Annotated in this window: 15 protein-coding genes and 5 pseudogenes; 8 read left to right on the top strand and 12 right to left on the bottom strand. The window is 60.7% G+C overall.

The features are described 5' to 3' along the window. Positions 1-73 precede the first annotated feature (73 nt). Positions 74-805 (bottom strand): ATP-binding protein, encoded by a 732-nt coding sequence (locus tag XH89_RS40550; RefSeq protein WP_128929783.1) that lies wholly within the window; start codon positions 803-805, stop codon positions 74-76. Further along, complete coding sequence (locus XH89_RS40545) at positions 765-1,613, bottom strand: hypothetical protein (RefSeq protein WP_128958633.1); 849 nt, start codon at positions 1,611-1,613, stop codon at positions 765-767. Before XH89_RS40545 ends, XH89_RS40550 begins: the two co-directional genes overlap by 41 nt. Before the next feature lie 104 nt (positions 1,614-1,717). Here XH89_RS40545 and XH89_RS40540 point away from each other — a divergent pair, with 104 nt between their 5' ends. After that, positions 1,718-2,188, top strand: coding sequence for a hypothetical protein (locus XH89_RS40540; protein WP_128958632.1), 471 nt, complete (start codon positions 1,718-1,720; stop codon positions 2,186-2,188). 589 nt (positions 2,189-2,777) lie between these two features. On the opposite strand, the gene XH89_RS40535 is transcribed toward XH89_RS40540, so the two are convergent. From XH89_RS40535 to XH89_RS40525, 3 genes are read right to left on the bottom strand one after another with little or no spacing between them, the layout of a single operon-like run. Continuing rightward, positions 2,778-3,554: an AAA family ATPase gene (locus XH89_RS40535; RefSeq protein WP_128929785.1), complete on the bottom strand. Its 777-nt coding sequence runs from the start codon at positions 3,552-3,554 to the stop codon at positions 2,778-2,780. After that, on the bottom strand, positions 3,535-4,140 hold the full coding sequence (locus XH89_RS40530) for a hypothetical protein (RefSeq protein ID WP_167506286.1): 606 nt from the start codon (positions 4,138-4,140) through the stop codon (positions 3,535-3,537). The genes XH89_RS40535 and XH89_RS40530 overlap by 20 nt, the downstream gene beginning before the upstream one ends. Further along, the gene (locus tag XH89_RS40525; protein WP_167506287.1) at positions 4,137-4,664 is read right to left on the bottom strand and encodes a metallophosphoesterase; all 528 of its coding nucleotides are present in this window, start codon (positions 4,662-4,664) and stop codon (positions 4,137-4,139) included. The genes XH89_RS40530 and XH89_RS40525 overlap by 4 nt, the downstream gene beginning before the upstream one ends. A 24-nt stretch (positions 4,665-4,688) precedes the next feature. On the opposite strand from XH89_RS40525, the gene XH89_RS40520 reads away from it, so the two are divergent. Together XH89_RS40520 and XH89_RS40515 are read left to right on the top strand one after the other, a co-directional pair. Beyond that, on the top strand, positions 4,689-5,216 hold the full coding sequence (locus tag XH89_RS40520) for a type IV toxin-antitoxin system AbiEi family antitoxin domain-containing protein (protein WP_232995616.1): 528 nt from the start codon (positions 4,689-4,691) through the stop codon (positions 5,214-5,216). Beyond that, positions 5,206-6,124: pseudogene (locus XH89_RS40515) on the top strand (nucleotidyl transferase AbiEii/AbiGii toxin family protein). Before XH89_RS40520 ends, XH89_RS40515 begins: the two are co-directional and overlap by 11 nt. Before the next feature lie 227 nt (positions 6,125-6,351). Here the strand turns inward: XH89_RS40515 and XH89_RS40510 are convergent. Beyond that, positions 6,352-7,486, bottom strand: a pseudogene (locus XH89_RS40510) (IS3 family transposase). A gap of 137 nt (positions 7,487-7,623) precedes the next feature. After that, positions 7,624-7,980 carry a hypothetical protein gene (locus XH89_RS40505; RefSeq protein WP_128955101.1) on the bottom strand — a complete coding sequence of 119 codons (357 nt, stop codon included), beginning with the start codon at positions 7,978-7,980 and terminating at the stop codon, positions 7,624-7,626. Between XH89_RS40505 and XH89_RS40500 the strand changes: the two are divergent. Beyond that, positions 7,952-8,328 (top strand): annotated as a pseudogene (locus tag XH89_RS40500) (response regulator transcription factor). The gene XH89_RS40505 and the pseudogene XH89_RS40500 sit on opposite strands and share 29 nt — an antisense overlap. Before the next feature lie 123 nt (positions 8,329-8,451). Here XH89_RS40500 and XH89_RS40495 read toward each other — a convergent pair. From XH89_RS40495 to XH89_RS42345, 4 genes and pseudogenes are all read right to left on the bottom strand, one after another. After that, positions 8,452-9,042: a YecA family protein gene (locus XH89_RS40495; RefSeq protein WP_128955102.1), complete on the bottom strand. Its 591-nt coding sequence runs from the start codon at positions 9,040-9,042 to the stop codon at positions 8,452-8,454. Between the two features lie 29 nt (positions 9,043-9,071). Continuing rightward, a pseudogene (locus XH89_RS40490) lies at positions 9,072-10,635 on the bottom strand (IS66 family transposase). Positions 10,636-10,674: 39 nt separating this feature from the next. Continuing rightward, positions 10,675-11,028 carry an IS66 family insertion sequence element accessory protein TnpB gene (gene tnpB, locus XH89_RS40485; protein ID WP_128929788.1) on the bottom strand — a complete coding sequence of 118 codons (354 nt, stop codon included), beginning with the start codon at positions 11,026-11,028 and terminating at the stop codon, positions 10,675-10,677. Then, on the bottom strand, positions 11,025-11,486 hold the full coding sequence (locus XH89_RS42345) for a transposase (RefSeq protein WP_128929789.1): 462 nt from the start codon (positions 11,484-11,486) through the stop codon (positions 11,025-11,027). Before XH89_RS42345 ends, tnpB begins: the two co-directional genes overlap by 4 nt. Positions 11,487-11,927: 441 nt before the next feature. Here XH89_RS42345 and XH89_RS40475 point away from each other — a divergent pair, with 441 nt between their 5' ends. Further along, positions 11,928-12,089, top strand: a complete 162-nt coding sequence (locus XH89_RS40475; RefSeq protein WP_232995617.1) for a hypothetical protein — start codon at positions 11,928-11,930, stop codon at positions 12,087-12,089. 501 nt (positions 12,090-12,590) lie between these two features. Here XH89_RS40475 and XH89_RS41970 read toward each other — a convergent pair. Next, positions 12,591-13,739: pseudogene (locus XH89_RS41970) on the bottom strand (IS256 family transposase). Positions 13,740-14,707: 968 nt separating this feature from the next. Here XH89_RS41970 and XH89_RS42340 point away from each other — a divergent pair. From XH89_RS42340 to XH89_RS40460, 3 genes are read left to right on the top strand one after another with little or no spacing between them, the layout of a single operon-like run. Beyond that, entirely contained in the window at positions 14,708-15,130 is a 423-nt protein-coding gene (locus tag XH89_RS42340; protein ID WP_308421721.1) for a TlpA disulfide reductase family protein, read from the top strand. A gap of 8 nt (positions 15,131-15,138) precedes the next feature. Continuing rightward, on the top strand, positions 15,139-15,882 hold the full coding sequence (locus XH89_RS42335; RefSeq protein WP_308421720.1) for a hypothetical protein: 744 nt from the start codon (positions 15,139-15,141) through the stop codon (positions 15,880-15,882). Continuing rightward, on the top strand, positions 15,879-16,925 hold the full coding sequence (locus XH89_RS40460) for a hypothetical protein (protein ID WP_128929790.1): 1,047 nt from the start codon (positions 15,879-15,881) through the stop codon (positions 16,923-16,925). Before XH89_RS42335 ends, XH89_RS40460 begins: the two co-directional genes overlap by 4 nt. Positions 16,926-17,073 lie beyond the last annotated feature (148 nt).

Below are 17,073 nucleotides of genomic sequence, written 5' to 3'. Positions count from 1 at the left end.
CTCACCGGCCGGGCTCGTGAACGAGCCCACCCGCCGTCCGGCTTCGATCCCTCGCGCTGATGCCGTCTACCCGTCAGGCCACGTTCTTTATCGGAACCCCGCGGGGTTCGAGAACCGCGGTCGCCACATGCCCGTCGAAAGCTGTGCGGGCAACGCCGACCAGATGCTGATGATGAGTGAAGAAGAGCACTTGCGTCTTTTCCGCCAGCTGTTGCAGGACTTTGAAACCAGCCGCAGCCCGCGCATCGTCATAATTGATGAAAAGATCATCGGCGATAAATGGCGCTGGCGCGGAATGCGTAAGATACTCTTCTACGGCAGCGATGCGTAAGGCCATCAACAACTGATCGGCCGCGCCTTCGCTCAGTCCTGATACTGGGACGGCGCCTCCATCCCCGCGCAGACCCGCTAGGTGCGGAACATCCTTCTCATCGTATGCGAGCGTAAGCCGTTCGAAGGAACCGGCGGTCAGGATCGAGAACAATTCCCCGGCTCGCTTGAGCAGCGGCGCCTGCTTTTCACGCCGGAACCGCTCGATCGCCCATCTGAGGATCACCGACGCCGAACGAACGCGCGCATATTGCGCGGCAGCGTCGCCGCCGACGGCCTCGAATACGCGCTCGGTATCTTTACTGTGCTGGATATTGGTCAGTTGCCGCTCCCGGACCTCTTCGAGCGATTTCTTCAAAGTCTGTTCCCGCGCCGCAGCCTGGTCGGGATCGTTGCTGTGGCACTCCTCGGCGAGAACCACTAGGCCAAGACCGTCACCATCGGCTTCGAGCGTCGCGCAACCGCGCCCGTTCATCCTTGAGCGCGCGTTGTTGGTCAGACCGCTGAATAGCTTCGCGCAACGCGTCGATCGTTCCAGCGCCGGCCGCCCGTTGGAGCCCTGTCATAATGACCCGCGCGTCATTTCTCGACCTGTCGCAGTCGTCCAGCTTCTTCTGAAGATTTTCAACCGCTTCACTCTTCTCGTTAAGTGAGTCACGCGCCTGCTTCGACGCATTCAATCGTGCATGAAGCTTGAGGGCGGCCTCGTCTGCGTCCTCACCCGCCAGCTGCACCGACACCGATGCAACGAGCCTTTCGACCTCCGTTGCAAACGCCTTGATGTCGCGCTCGATCTTTCCGATTCGCTCGTGCTGCAAGTCCGCAATCTTAACTGACGTCTCGCGCATCTGGTCGATCGCGTCGATTTGCTCCTGAATGGTCTCAATGGGACCTTCAGCCGAAAGACTGAGCGCCGCCAAGGCGTCCTTCCACTGCGCATTCCAGGCGGCGCGTTCTTTCTCGGCGCCCTCGACCACACCGCGCTTGCGCTCGACGTCGGCCTTGAGCTTCCGCTCATCGAGCGCAAGCTCGGTCCGCTTTTGCGCATTCGCCTCTTCCGTGCGGATGCGCACTTCCGCCGTCGCCAAAATGCCGTTCAGGGGCAGGCTGCCTGCCGAGGCCGCAATCGCCGTATCCTGCAGCAAGCCCACTAGCTGTCGCTTGGCTTCTGCGATTTCGTGTTGCAGCGACGTTGCCGAGCGAGCTGCGCCGTCGCGCTTGGCGATCTGATCCAGCAGATCGGCCCTCGCGTCGAGCCAGTCGAGCATCTCGTCAGGGGGCAACGGGCCATCCGTGACACCGTTCCACATGCCGGCCCAGGCATGGCCAAGGCGCTCCGCTCTGCAGCTAACGAGGCAAGTTCTTGCTTGTTGGAGTCGAGAGCGTCTTGCTGGTCGGCGATCTGCCGAGCCAGCACCATGGCCGCAGCCGTCGACTCTGCGTTCTGAAACCGCTGATCCGCCGCCGCATCGGCATGGCCGACAGCCGTTTCATAGGCGTGGAGCAGCGCGTCGCCATCTGCGAAGGCGCGCTCTTCCGATTCCGGCACTGCGATATTGTCGACATGCCGACGCCTGATGATAGGCCATCCTGCGTCCCGGCGTTCCCGCAGCTTCGTCAAATCCTCGGCCGACACGATCTTTTCATCGGATACCAACCGCGCGTAGGACTTTCGATTGTTCTCGACAGCCCGAGTCGGATCGCGGATAGCCGCTTGCTGGCTTTGAGTACGGCCTTCAAGATCGCGCACCGCGTCGCGATGTGCCTTCACTGCGGCTTCGACCAGGATTTTCATGGCGCGCAAACTCGTCTCGTCAACGACCGCGGGATTCATCATCGCCATTTGCTGCCGACATAGTTCATCCGCGTCCCGATACTCTCGCTGGGTAGCCAGGAGAGGAGCGTCAAGATCGCCCAAGGCGGAAGTGGATTTGACCACGCCCGCCAAGCCCGACAGATCCTGGGGGGTCCCGATCGCCTCAATGCGAGCCTGGAGATTGGCCAGCTTTTCGCCCGCGTCTTCAAGGGTCTTCTGGGCATTCTCGACGGCCGCAAAGCGGCCGCCGCGAGAGGTCAGCAAGCCTTGCACGGCCGAAGCTTTGGCACGCGGCGGGATTCTATCAACCAGCTCGGCGGTCTCACCCGTCCAAGCCAGTTCGGACGCGGCCCACTTGAGAGCGTCTTCCGCCGCTGCGAGCTCCGCCCGCCGCTTTGGCAATCAGCTCTTCCCGAAGCGAGCTGGATTCTGAGCTTGGACAGGCGTTCGATCTCCGCCTCATGGAGCAGAACGTTATCGTCTATCGCGATCGCGGCGCGCTCAGCGCTGAACGTTGCTATCTGTTTCTGAAAGGCTGTGATGCGCGCCTCCGCGGCGGCGTTATCGGCCGACGCCTTGTCGAATTGCTTCGCGGCATCAGCGGGCAGATCGGCAACGACGCCGAGGGCCGTTATCTCGTATTCGATTTCGCCGAGACGCCGTACGTTGCGATAAACGCGCCGGACGCGCACGATTTTGGCGAGCTCGGCGACTTGCTCTTCGATCTCTTTCTCGATCTGGACACAGCGTCGCGCGCCTCTTCATAGGCGGATTTCAGCTCCTGCCATTTGGTCGCGGTGACCGTGTGTTGGCGCAACGTCGCTTCGGCCTCTTTGAGACGTTCCTCCGCCTGGTAATATTTCCGGTGCCCCGCCCTGCGGCTGCCCCACAGCCCGTCCGCTTCTTCCTGCATCGCCGCCAGTCGATCGCGAAGACCGGAGACGCCCGCCCCCGCGGCGAACAAGGTCGCGCCGACATCGTCCTTGGCCTGGATGATGTCCCGGCCGCCATCGCGCAGGCGCTCATGGGCGAGACAGAACATCCGGCAGAAGAATGCGCGATCTATCCCGCCGACCAACGGTCCAAGCAGCCCGTCGCCCGCAGGAAGAGGCAGCTCGTCAAGGCCGAGCAGCGTGTCCTTGTTGCCCTTGCGCCGCCGGATCGATAGCTCCGTTCCCTCACGTTCCAACGTCGCGCCGATGCGCAACGCCGCGTTCTCATGAAGAACGTTTCTTGCAGACTGACCCGGAATCCCGAACAGCAGCTCTTCAATCGCCGACATCGTCGTCGACTTGCCGGCCTCGTTCTCGCCATACACGATATGAAAATCGGGCCCTTCAGACGGAATATGAAGCGAGGCTTCGGTGAAGTGTCCGTACCGGATCAGGTCAAGGGAACGGACACGCATGGATCACCGCCTCTCTCGCAGCCAAGCGCGCGCTCAGATATGCGCCTGCCTGCTCAATCACCGCGCCAAAGTCTTTGTTGATCGCCGCCTCCAGAAGCGGATCGTCGATATCCAGCGCGGCATCATGCGGAAGCCTGCGGACGAGATCGCCCAGATCGCTCGCGATCTCCGCCTGCAAGTCAGCGTCGTCCGCAGCATGAGCCAGCAGGACAGGGAGATCGTTGATCGCGCTCCCATCCGACAGAATGCAGACCGCCGATGCCGATCTGGTCACATTGATAACGCGTTCGATCCAGGCGACCTCTTCACCGAGCGCGAGGGCTGCGGCGCGCGCTTCCGCCAGCAATTGCAGCCCGGAGGCCAGCAACTCGCCATGGAGAGCGGTCGCGCCGCTCAGCTGGATGCGGCAGGCCAGCAACCGGCCCTCTGCGTTTCTGGTGGCCTCGCCGATGATGCTCTTGATTTGATCGATGACGTCCCCAAATCGTGCGCGTTCGCCAACCGGCACGTCGAGATATATCCATCGCACGACGTCGGTATGCAATGGCTCAATGCCTTGCAGCGCGCCGTCCCTCACCGTGATCAACTGCGCCGACTTTGCGCCGGCTTCGCGGATATGGCGGCCTTGCAGGTTGCCGCAGAGACGTGCGGCTGCTCGTGCAGCACGCCGCCCTGATGCACGTGTGCAAGAGCCCAGTAGTCGTAGCCCTTGTTTACCAGTTCATCGAGCGTACCCGGTGCGTAATTCTCATGGGGGCCTTTCGGTCCTCCACGGGCGGTGTGTAGAACACCGATGTTGAAATACCCCTTCACGGGCGGTGGATAAGCCGCCGCCGCGTTATCCGTCGTCGCCTGCATACGGAAGCTCTGACTGTGGATCGCAACGCGAGGATCGTCGAGTTTGAAGGTCTGGGATTTGCGATAGCTGAACACCTGCACGTTGTCCTGGAGTGGCAACCGTTTAGTGATCTGACTTTCAACGTCGTGATTGCCGTGAAGAACGAAAGCCGGGATGTTCGCCGCGCGCAGGCGCCCCATCTGCCGGACGAAAAGGAGCCCGGTCTGAAAATCGCGCCAGTCGCCATCATAGAGATCGCCGGCGATGATCATGAAAGCAACCTGTCCGTTGATCGCTTGGGTGACAAGGTCCTCGAAGGCTGCTCGGGTCGCCGTTCGGATTCTTTCAGCCGCGGGACCTTCCTGACCGCTCAGACATCCGACGCACCGTTTGGATCTCAGCCGGTCGGCGTCGAGGATGCCGCATTCAGCCTGTCGGACAACGATAACAGCGAACTTGCGCTCAGCCCCTGGAGATGGCCGATCAGGATGTCTTCGCCTGAGAGAGCGATTCTCGAAATGCTGGATGAGCTCCCTGCGGATGAAAGCTTCCAAAAGGTCGATACGCTGTTCGAGGGCTTGGTGAGCCTGCGACCAAAACTGCTGAACCAACTGCTCGAGGAGTGCCGCAGCATCAAAGTCAAGCGCTTGTTTTTCATTTATGCGGACAAGCATGTACATCCGTGGCGAAAGCACATCGACACCGCCCATATAGAATTGGGCCGCGGTGACCGCAGCCTTGTGCAAGGCGGGCGGCTTCACCCGACCTGTCGCATGACAGTTCCGGCCGAGCTCGTGCCACAGGAAACGGTCGATGGCGCGTGAACGATACATGCGCCAGGTGGAGCTGCTGGTCCGGACATTGCCCTACATCGCGAGTCAGGACAGCTTCGCTCTGAAAGGCGGCACCGCGATCAATCTCGTTTATCGCGACATGCCACGACTGTAGGTCGATATTGACCTCGTCTACTTGCCGATCGGCGACCGCGACGCAACCCTCGCAGGGATCGACGCCGCTCTTGATCGCATTCGCGAGGATATTCAGCGTGATCTCCGCGGCGTCAGCGTTCAGCGCATCGCCGGCAGCGACAATAACGACACGCGGCTCCTCGTCCGGCAGGCTGGCGCCGAAATCAAAGTCGAGACGTCACCTGTCGCATGCGGCAAGGTTCACGCTCCCGAGCTTCGCGTCGTCAGCGATCCGGCCGCCGAAGCCTTCGGATTTGCGGAGATGCAAGTGGTGGCATTCGAGGATCTCTTCGGCGGCAAGCTCAATGCTGCTGTCGACCGACAGCATCCGCGCGACCTCTTCGAGGTGAAGTTTCTGTATGACAATGAAGAACTGACCGACGCGCTCTACCGCACGTTCCTCGTCTACGTCGCAAGTTCGGGGCGTCCTCCGCATGAACTCGTCCGTCCGTCATTGTCAGAACTTGATGACATCTTTGCCAAGGAGTTCGAGGGAGTGACGGTGCCGCCCGTCGGCCTCAACGAGCTCAAGGCAGCGCGGTCGCGGTTATTGTCCGATATGCTTGCACGGCTCGACGACGCGGCGATGCGCTTTCTGCTAACGCTCCATGACGGCGAGCCGGACTTCGAGGCCTATCGGCTTACCGCAGGCCGCGCAATTACCGGCGGTTCGGCGGAAGCTGCTCAATATCGCAAAATTGAAAACGCAAAATCCTGAAAAACATGCGCAGTTGCGTTCGGAGATCGAAAAGCTGCGGTCATAGCCCCTATAGCGGGTGTCTCTTCGTGCCTCGGCGAGATGCATTTCGACCAAGGCGTGACCAAGCCATATAAATGCGCGACCCACCCTGAGACGAACTAGTGGTCGCCGCCGACAAACTTGGGTACACCAAAGAAGGCGTCCCATTCGAATGACCTTGGCCGCGTAACTGACCTGGTCCCGGTTGTCTGAACAGCAACTGCGCGTCGATAAGTGGAGCCTCTGCCGGGTTTAGGCTGCCGTGCGAAGCGGCAGCGAGGTGAAGTAGGCTTGATCCGGTGTGCCGCCGTCAAGGCTCGAATGTGGACGGCGGCAATTGTAGAAGTCCAAATAACGGCCGATCGAGGCGCGAGCTTCGCTGACGCTGTCGTAGGCCCGCAGATACACCTCCTCGTATTTGACGCTGCGCCACAGCCGCTCGACGAACACGTTGTCCCGCCAGGCGCCGCGGCCTCCATGCTGATGGCGATGTCATTGTCAGCGAGCACTCCGGTGAACGCCGCGCCGGTGAACTGCGAGCCCTGGTCGGTGTTGAAGATCTCCGGCTTGCCGTGACGGGCCATGGCATCTTCCAGTGGCGCGACGCAGAATGCGGCCTCCATGGTGATCGACAGCCGCCACGACAGCGCCCGGCGGGTCGCCCAGTCCAGCACCACGGCCAGATAAACGACGCCTCGTGCCATCGGGATGTAGGTGATGTCCATCGCCCAAACCTGGTTCGGACGCGTGATCTCCATACCGCGCAGCAGCTATGGATAGATCTTGTGCCCGGGCTCGGGTTGGGTGGTGCGCGGACGGCGGTACAGCGCCTTTATCCCCATCCGCCGCATCAGCGGTTTGAAATGCCGGCGGCCGATCTTGCACCCCTCTGCAGCCAGTAGGCGTCGCAACATACGCGAACCGGCGAATGGAAACTCCAGGTGCAGCCGGTCGAGCCGCTGCATCAGCGCGAGGTCTTTGGGCGACACCGGACGCGGCAGGTAATCGACGCTGCCGCGGCTGATGCTCAGGGCTTCCGCCTGCTTGCTGATCGGCAGATCGTGTTCACGGTCGATCATCGCTTTGCGCTCAGCAATCCCGCCTTGGTGAGCGCTCCTTCTAAAAACTCGTTCTCCAGCGTCAACTCGCCGATCTTGGTGTGCAGCGACTTCACGTCGATGGTGGGTTCGGCGATCCGACTCCCGCCGTCCGGACCGAACACATCGGCAGCGCCGCCTTCGAGCTGCGCCTTCCACGATGTGATCTGATTGGGGTGAACGTCGAACTGCTCCGCCAGTTGTGCCAGCGTGCCGTCACCCTTGAGGGCGGCAAGCGCCACCTTCGCCGTGAAAGCCGCAGTGTCGTTCCGCCGTGCTCGTCTGCTCATCGTCGCTCCTGATTCGCGGGTCAATCTTGCCCGCCGTCAGGCAGAAACTCCACTTATCGCGCTGTTCAGATTTGCGGGACCAGCTCAAACCTCGCAAACTCATGCTGATATCGGATTGATCACTCAAATCGTCAGTGTCATCGAGGGTCGCCGACCTCTGCCCAGAGGAGGCGCTCCTGCTCGGCCTTCAGCTCTTCGAGAGATACCGGGATCGGATGGAGGTCGAGATTGTACATCGGCAATGGCCAATGCCGATACAGTACATTGACATGATCCTGGGTTACGGATTCGTCCGGCAAACTTTCGGAAATCAGCCGGTCCAGAAGTTGCTCGGTTAGACGTTCCGCGTCTTGCAGCGTCTCCTTCTCCCGACACTCAAGCTGCTCCCAAACCTCTGATGTGGCTCGTAGCCCCTCTACTGTGAACATTCCGCAGGCGGAGCAGCCCGGATCACGAGCAATCAGTTTGTCAAAGCCTTCTATCATTTCGGTCATCGACAATGATCCATCCGTTCGCAGTGCAACGAGCAATCTTCTGGCATCGTACGGATACGCGGTCCTTGCCTTTGCCTCCGCCGAGGAGTTCCTGCGCGCTGCGGCATTGGCCGAGACGACCTGCGTGATTACCGACGTCCAAATGTCCATGATGAGCGGAATTGACCTGCTGATGCATATGCGAAGCCCCGGTCATCGTATGCCGTTCATCTTCATCACGGCGATGGGGTGCGCGCACGAGCGATCAAGGCTGGCGGGATCTGCTTTCTTGCCAAACCGTTTTCCACGGCTGCGTTGATCAAGTGTTTGACCATTGTACTGCCGGGGTCAGGCGACACACACGCGTGAGGACCTTGGCCCCCTCCCCACGGCCTTCAGTCCCAAAGCGGGGATGCATTGCGAGATTCCCGTAGGTTGCGCTGCCGCGGTTATTTTGAAGGTAACCGGCATGAGCTCCCACGTCCGCAGTGATCAGTGAGCGCGGGCGTAGCGGATCGGCATCCAGTATTGCCGCAAGGCTTCGACCGCCGTGGGAATATCGGCGTGGGCGTTACGCAGAAGTTTCTTGGTCTCGCGGCCGCTTCGTGGCGGTCCAAGCAGCGGTCGGCCCTGATCGTCGCGACAGTGCAGCAGGATAGGTAGAAGTAGGCCGTGATTGACGTTGCCGATGTCCAGCAACGGTGCCCACGCCAATAGCTTGAGCCGCATCGCGGCGTAGAAGCCTTGGCACCATGGTCGCGGATCGACGTCTCCACTGGGTTTACGCCGGTGCATCGGCGCGAACCTGTCGGGTGCGGTCGAGAGGGTGTTGCTGATGTCGTTGTGACGCAGGACGACAGCCGATATGGCTGCAAACTCCGGGGTGCCGCCGTGGTTGAAGGCATCGGCATCGATGGCGAGCAGCGGGCAGATCCAGTCGAGTGGGCTCATCGACACCGGTCCGGCCACGATTGCGGCGACGTAGCCGTCGAGCATGGGGAGATTGGTGGCGTCAGGATGCTGATCGACCCTAGCCTGCAGCCATCGCTCGAGCTCCTCGAGTGGCATCGCGGCTGCCGTCATTGACGACGCTGCTTTATGACGACCCGGGCTCATGCCGCGGCCTGTGCGGTGCGCTGGCGCGCCGCCTTCCAGTGCCAGGCGAGCAGTTCGCGCAGTTGATGGCTCTTGGTTCCACCGGAGACAATGCGCTCCAGCACGTCGGTCAGATAGGCTTGCGGATCGAGCTCATGGAGCTTTGCGGTGTTCATGAGCGACGCGAGGATGGCCCAGCTCTCGGCACCGCCTTCGCTCCCGCTGAACAAGGAGTTGCGTCTTCCCATGGCAATCGGGCGCATGGAACGCTCGACCGTGTTGGAATCGACCTCGACGCGGCCATCGCTGAGAAGCAGCGTCAGTCCGTCCCAGTGATTGAGCGCATAGTTGATCGCCTCTGTCAGCTTCGATTGGGAAAACAGCTCATCTCAATCAGTAGCGCATTGAGCGCCACCATCAACGGGGCGCTCCTGGTGCGGCGGGCGGCCAGCCGCTGCTCCGCACTGCTGCCGCGGATCTCTGCCTCGATCGCATAGACCGCCTGCAGCCGTTCAATCACGTCGCGCGCGAATGGCGACTGCGTGGACTTGTACACCTGGACGAATTTGCGTCGAGCATGGACGAGACAAAAGGCGAGCTGGATCGCGCCGCCATGACGGCGGGCCACGGCCTTGTAGGCGGCATAACCGTCCACCTGCAGAACGCCGCAAAAGCCCGTCAACTGTCCGGCGATCTCCTCGGTGCCGCGGCCGTCGGCGAATACGTAGGTAACCGCCGGCGGCGAGGGGCCACCCCATGGCCGGTGATCCATAGCATGCGCCCAGAACTGGCAGATGCGGGGACGATGTCGTCCTGGATCAAGCACCGGCATCGGCGTCTCGTCGCAGAACACGCGCGGCGCAGCCTGAATGATCCGCAGCTACAGCTCATAAAGGCTCCTGAGCCACCAGGCGGTACGTTTGACCCAACCGGCGAGTGTCGCGCGGTCAAGATGGATGCCGTGGCCGGCCAGGATCTGAACTTACCGGTACAGCGGCAAATACCAGGCGAACTTCGAGACCACCATATGGCTCACGAGGGCCGTCGAGGCCATACCGCCCTCAATCAGGCGCGGCAGCACTTTGGCTGGACCGCGCCATCGGTGCAGCCGCGGCAGCCGTATTTGGGACGGATCGTGCGCAGCACGCGCAGGAGCGCCGGGATCACGTTCAACACCTCGCTGACGTCCTCGCCGATCTTGTGAGGCTGGCCCTGGCAGCACGGGCAGGCCGTCACCTCCGGCTCCAGGACCTGCTCACAGCGCGGCAGATGCTTGGGCAACGCGCCGATGTTGCGGCGCGCCTTCTTACGTAGCTTATCGGACGGCTTCACCGCAGGTGCATCGTCGTTGGCAGCTGCAGGCGGCGTGACACTGGTCTCAAGATCGTCAAGCTCAAGCGCAAGCTGTTCGGCCACGAGCGTGGCAAGGCGTTCCGAGCGCTTCCCGAAGATCATCTCCTTGAGCGTCTGCACCGCAACACGCAGCTTCTCGTTCTGGGCGTCGAGCGCGAGCACCATCTCCGTTAGAGCGGCTGGATCAGTCGGGAAACGTCCCGGGGCGTATCGCCATAAATGGACCATACCTCCGCGCGCCGCAGGCTCCAGCGAAATCCTCTCCTCTCAGCCGACAATTGCCGGCTGCTTCACGAGCTTGGCCGAGACGCGCGTCCACTCGAGTCCGTCGAGCAGCATTGCGAGCTGTGTCGCACTGAGATGCACCACGCCTTCGCGGATCAGCGACCAGGTGAAGTGCCCCTGGTGCAACCACTTCGTCACCAGCACCATGCCGCTGCCGTCCCACGCCAGAAGCTTCACTCTGTCCGTGCGTTTGCTGCGGAACACGAAGACGTCACCACAATACGGATTCGCACGCAGCGCTTCGCTCACCAGTGCCGACAGTGTATGCACCGACTTGCGGAAATCGACCGGCTGTGTCGCCAGCACCACCTTGAGGTCAGAGCGTAGCGCAATCACCGGATACCCCGAAGCGCCGCCAGCACGGTCGACAGCGTCGCCAGCTCAACGCCCGGCTCGACCCGGATGCGCGCCCCGTTCACCTCGATCTCGACAACTCCGCAAACCTTGGCCGGCGGCGCGGCGATCTCCAAAGGCCTCGTCTGTAGCCCGGAAATACGTTCATGCTCGCCCGCTGTCCCGCTATCGATCCCGGGACCAATTTCGATTGGCTCGAAGTTCGGTGCCTTGCCCCCCACCGCCGCCGCAACTTGGCGGCGCCACACCGTAAGCAGCCCGCGCGAAACGCCATTGCGCCGCGCAACCTCGGAGATGTTCGCACCCTCCTCAAAGCTCTCTGCCACGATCCGGGCCTTCTCCTCGCTAGTCCACCGACGCCGTCGGCGCTCCCCGGTGATCACCTCGACGCGACGATAGGCGTCATCTTCCTGCCTGGCATCAAGCATGGCATTTGCCATCGTTCCACCTCCACCGATCAGCTCATGCCAGGCTTTATCGAGCGCAAACCGAGCGGCGGCTCGGTGGGGGCCACATGCCGGTTACTGTTCAGTTACACACCGCGCCGTCGCCGCAGATGAAGAGAGCAAAACGGTCCCATTCTAGGCCGCGCTCTTCTTGATCGATATCGACTGATGTCGCCGGTGCTGCAAAGGGGACGTTGAGTTTCCGACTTATGTCGCGATGCTTCGACCGCTAAGGCGACGCAAATCGATCGTCCGCCCTTTCTCAAGCATTTGTCGCCTGATTTTCTCAAGCCCCCAACTGGCATGCGGCTTGCTGGTTAGAGATTGCGATCTGGTCGTAATACGGAGCGCCTAAAACATGAACCACGATACGTCAGTGAAGCTATCCGAGCGCGAAAAACAATGCCTCCAGTTGGGGGCAGAAGGGAGATCGTCATGGGGAAGGAACTGAAGATCACCGAGAATACGGTCAATTATCATGTTAAGAACGCCCGGCAAGAGCTTGATACGAGGACCCGCGTCCTGGGTATCATCAAGGCGATACGCCTCAAGCTGATCTCAGATCCGTCGCAGGAGCGCGACGAGGATAAGGACTAGCGCGACGTCGAGCTTTCGCGACGGCCTCAAGTCCCGGGAATGCTGCGTGGATGGCATCATGCGAGCCTTGGCAACTAGTTCGCGTCGGCTCTCACCGGGGCCTTCATACGCGACACCCGGGACGCCCGCGCTGACGAAGTTCTCGTGCTAGCAGGCGCGCATTATTGAAATTGCCGAAGGAGCCATCACCGTGAACGCGCACAGGCCGTGCGGTCGAGTCGACGATCCGCTCGACCATGTCGATGAGTTGGCTCCATGATCCTTATTGGCGTCTCGCGAGCCGAAAGAGCAGGCAGAATTGGTAGGCCCGCCGCCCACGGGCTTCGAACCCTGCGTTCTTGGGATCACGCTGGAGAGCGCATCGTGAGCTTCCATGGAAAAGGAGAGTTCGCTGGTGGAGCATATCTGAGCGCGCGGCAGTTCTGTAGGCGACGGCTCAGCCCGTCGATCACGGCGTTTTGGGCGGATCGTGTTCCGTGGCGTGGTGTAGCTGGCGGCAGGTCACCGCCGATGTTCCGGCGGGTCGGAAGGCATCAGCCTGCCACAGCGGGCAGAACGACGATGATCGCTCAATGACGCGATGGTTTCCAGTGTCATGTAGCGGGCGCGCTGGAGGACCCATTGGTCGTTTTGCTCGAGCAAAAACGCACCAACGAGGCGACCGATGGCGTCTTCATTGGGAAGATGCCGACGACTTCGGTCCACCGCTTATTCCGCCGTTGAGGCCCTTGATCGGATCGGTCGAGTGGAGCTTGGCGTGGTGCGGAGCCGGGAAGCTCATATAGGCTCGCACGCCGAGCTCGGCTTCGTCCATGAGGGTCGCGAGCTTGGACAGTTTGAGGCCGGAGCTGATCGGCGACCTTGCGCCACTGCGCCCTGGCCGCTTCAACATTGTGTTGGGCGAACGCGGTGGCGATGAAGGCGGACACGACGCGCCGGCCGGCTCTTGCCGCATGCGCGAAGACGTTGCGCATGAAGGGGACGCGCGGCAGCGCTGCCGGGTCGCGTTGAGCGCCTTGCTGACGGCGGCCTTGATGCCCTCATGGGCATCGGACACAACCAGCTTTACGCCACGTAGGCCGCGGTGGGCGAGCTTGCGCAGAAAAGTCGTTCAGAACGCCTCGGCTTCGGACGGGCCCATGTCCATGCCGAGGATCTCGCGCCGGCCGTCGCCGTTGACACCGGCCGCGAGGAACACCGCGAGCGAGACGATGCGGCTATTCTGGTGCACCTTCAGGTGGGTGGCGTCGGTCCGCAAATACGGCCAGTCGCCTTCGATCGGGCAGGCGAGGAAAGCCTTCACACCTTGTCTTCGATGTCACCGCAGAGCCGGCTGACCCGGCTTTTGGAGATCCCGGTCATGCCCATGGCCTGCACGAGATGATCCACCGAGCGGTTCGAGACGCCCTGCACGTAGGCCTCCTCGTCACTGCGCTCAGCGCTTTCTTAGCCATGCGGCGCGGCTCCAGGAACCCGGGAAGTAGCTTCCTTGCGCAGTTTGGGAATGCGTAGTTCAACCGCTGGCACTCTGCTCGCCGTAGGCCGCTCCGGTCTGTACGGCGACCTCCAGCTTCATCAGCCGTTGGCGGCAAAGCCAATCATCTCGCGCAGGTCTGGGGCCTTCTCCACGGGCGCGCGAAGCTTCATCATCTCGTCGTTTCGGAAGTTGCGGGTGGTCGTGCGCAAGTGAATCCCATGTTCGGCTAGAGAGCCGTAGAAGGTTAGCAGCGCGGCACGATTATTGATAGACAATCTGATCACCTGGCCCTACTTGGCGCGGTAATTTTCCACTAAGACGTCGATCGCCGCTTCGCCGGACGCCGGTTCGGCGCCAGACAAACCTCACGCAGGAATCAGCTCGCCATCTCGAGCCGCCCCGCGGTTGCGACATTCGGCCGCGCTACTTCGATCGGGCCGCTGCCGGCCTGATCGTTCGCGACGGACCATAACCATGCCACAGGACACGGCGCTTTCGTCGGCTTCAACTCCTTTTACCGTGGCAAGATAATTTCGTGATAGCTTGCCCAGAAGTTGCCGCGGCGCGCAGGACATTGGTCACTGGGTCGTCGATCTCGTCGGGCTGACGAAATGGGATATGTTTGCAATCTCCTTCGCGGCATATCGCTCTCCTTGAGAGCTTCTGGCATGCTTCGGCACTGGCCTCGTTACCCCGCTTTTCTCATGCCGTGCGTAGCTCCCTTCTGCATGCCTTTAAACCTAAGACGTGCAACACAACGAAGTCGCGCGCTGGTCGGAGCTATCGAAGCAAGCCATGCTGGCGGACACACTGTTCGTCTTTGTCGGACCATCCGTCTAGCTCACCAGCTATACTTGTAAGTCGGCTCACAACCGCCACACCAGTGTTTGTAGGCGGCGCAAGGCGCGATCTGTGTCTAGTTTGTGACATTGGCGCCAAACGCGTCTGGTTCAGAACACTGCCCGAATTGGGCGCCGGGGGGTTTTCAAAAGTGCGATCATAGGCCTAACGCGCTCCGACCGCTGGCACACTCATTGCAAACACGCAGTACTAAGAGTGCTGAGTGCACGCACGCGATCGATGCTCTCCACCCGTTTCTTAGAGACAAGCGGTCAAAATAAGTCGCGTAGGGTTTGATAATATGTCGGACAGCAACGTGGCGCTGCGCATGGAATCTTTGGCTCCTCCCATCAAGGTGGGGAGTTGGCTGCGTGGCCAGCCCCTTGCGAACTTCGAGTGCGGGAAAGTCTACATTGTCGAATTTTGGGCAAGTAGGTGCGGACGATGTATGACGGCGGCGATGCCCTATCTCGTTCAACTGCAGGAGAAATATAAAGATTGCGGAGTTGAGGTCATCGGAGTCGCATGTGGCGAAGAAGCACCAACGGCGGACGAGGCCAGAACCAAGTTGGAGGCGTGGTTGACCGAAACGTCTCCGAAACTGAACTATCGGATTGCGTTCGACTTCACAGGCGAGATGAAGCAGCTTTGGGGAGACCCCAGTTTTGCTCCGGGATTCCCATCTCTTTCGTCGTCGATCGCGACGGCCACATCGCGTTCATAGGACATCCAATGCAACTCAATGATGTTTTGCCGAAGGTTCTTCAAGGGGTCTGGCGAACCAGCGAAGAAGCTAAAGCCGCCGACGCGAAGCGGATTGAGCAGAACCAACGGGTAGCCCGCGAGCTAACGCCCACCTCGCCAATCTACGCTAAACTTCGGGCGGCGCTGTGGGCAAAGGATTGGACGACGGCGCTCTCGGCGGTCCAAGAGGGGCTCGTCTTGATGCCGGACGAAATCGACCTTCGTGAGATTCATGTCAATCTGTTGCTTCACAAAATTCGCGACTTACGGGCCGGCTTGCCCGTCATGCGCCAATTGGTTCGTGACGCGATCGATAAAGGGTCCGAGGAATTGATGACGGTGGCTCTAACCCAACTCTTCGATCCGGCAAATGATGCCTCGCACCTCCCCCTTGCCGAGCGCTTTGCAATGGGCAGGGATTTGGCTGAACACATTTTATGGCTGAATCCACCGCAAGCCGATGGCTATAAGTTCCGGTCTTATGGGGCGATCGCTGAGTACTATTACGAGAGCGGCAACAAGGAACGGGCGATCGAGTTGATCGAACTGGCACTGACCTCGCTGAGCGATTCGAAGCTCATACAGGAAGAAGAGAGACAGTATTATGTGCGGCCGTTAATTCAGGCCCTGGCCAAGTACAGCACTGAGAAGGCTTTAGAGGCGCTTTTGTTTGGCTCCGCCTCACCGCCAAAGCTAAGGGCGAGTATTCAGACGCGTGAAAATGACGCATGAGCGACAATAAAATCACAGAGGCCGATCTGGCGCAGCTCGCCGGCACCGGGCATCGCCTGATGTACCAGATCGTCGAAATGCCCGCCCCCGGGACATTCGTGCCGTTCGTCGACGGTGCCAGCAAGGCGGCGCTAACCATCGCAGAGACGCGGGGGTCGAAAAAGATCGGGCTTTCCAATACCCTCAACCGTAAACTGATCCCGCGCAAGGGACCGGACCCGAACTGGCGCTGCCGCGAGCAGGCCCGCTTCGACCGGGGCGAATATCAAAAACCATTCTTTGCGTCCGGCGTCTGGTGGGCCGACCAGATTCCCAAAGACCATTTTCTGCATGTTTCCAGGAAGGACAAAAGCAAGATTGCCTTCACCGAGAGCGTGGAAAATGGTGAGCGAGACCTCCACACTCAGATGAAGGTCGGAACCTACCTGCAGAAGTACCTTGCCGACTTCGTCGGCGCGGACGAGATCACCCAACTCGCCAACCTGTTCGCGGCCGATCAGCAGGGCCTCGAACTGAAGCTAGCGCGAACACCGGACGAGATCGAGCATGTCTATATTGTCGGCCCGTCCAGCTGCATGTCAGGACCGGTCGAAAAGCTCGGCAAGTATGGCGGCTACGGCAATGCCACGGAGCACCCGGCGCGCGCCTATGGCGCCGGCGATTTGGCCTGCGCCTATGTGGAACGCAAGAATGAAATCATCGCCCGGTCGATCGTCTGGCCGAAGCGCAAGATCTTCACCCAGATCTATGGCGAGGATCACATGCTGCTGCGCTCGATGCTGATTCGTGCCAGCTACAAACCAGCCCATAGCGGCAAAGACTTCGAAGGCGCTCGCTTCCTCGAGCTTACGGTGATGCCATACCTCGACTTCGACATAAGCATGGAGCCACTGTACGAGGACGGCAGCACCGGCCGGCAATCCGCCAAGAGGCGGGCGCGGCTCCGCAACTACAAGCTTTACGTCGGCCGCTATAGAACCACCAAGTGGCTGTTAAGGGAGTATGCAAGCGGGCAGCGCTCGAGCGGCAGATCGGCGAGTTAATCAGGGCAGGTGCGATGTTAGGGCTTAACCGAACTCCCCGAAGTATCCCACAGCGCTCGCCAATAATTTGGTCGTTCGGTCAACTGCCACGTCTAAGCATTTATCTAGATAATGCATGTCAGCTATCGCTTGAGCCACACGAGCGCGA

Origin of the sequence: Bradyrhizobium sp. CCBAU 53340 (assembly GCF_015291645.1) — a bacterium.
Taxonomy (GTDB): Bacteria; Pseudomonadota; Alphaproteobacteria; order Rhizobiales; family Xanthobacteraceae; genus Bradyrhizobium.
Note: the sequence above shows the minus strand (reverse complement) of the source record. Positions and strands in the feature narration are given on the sequence as shown.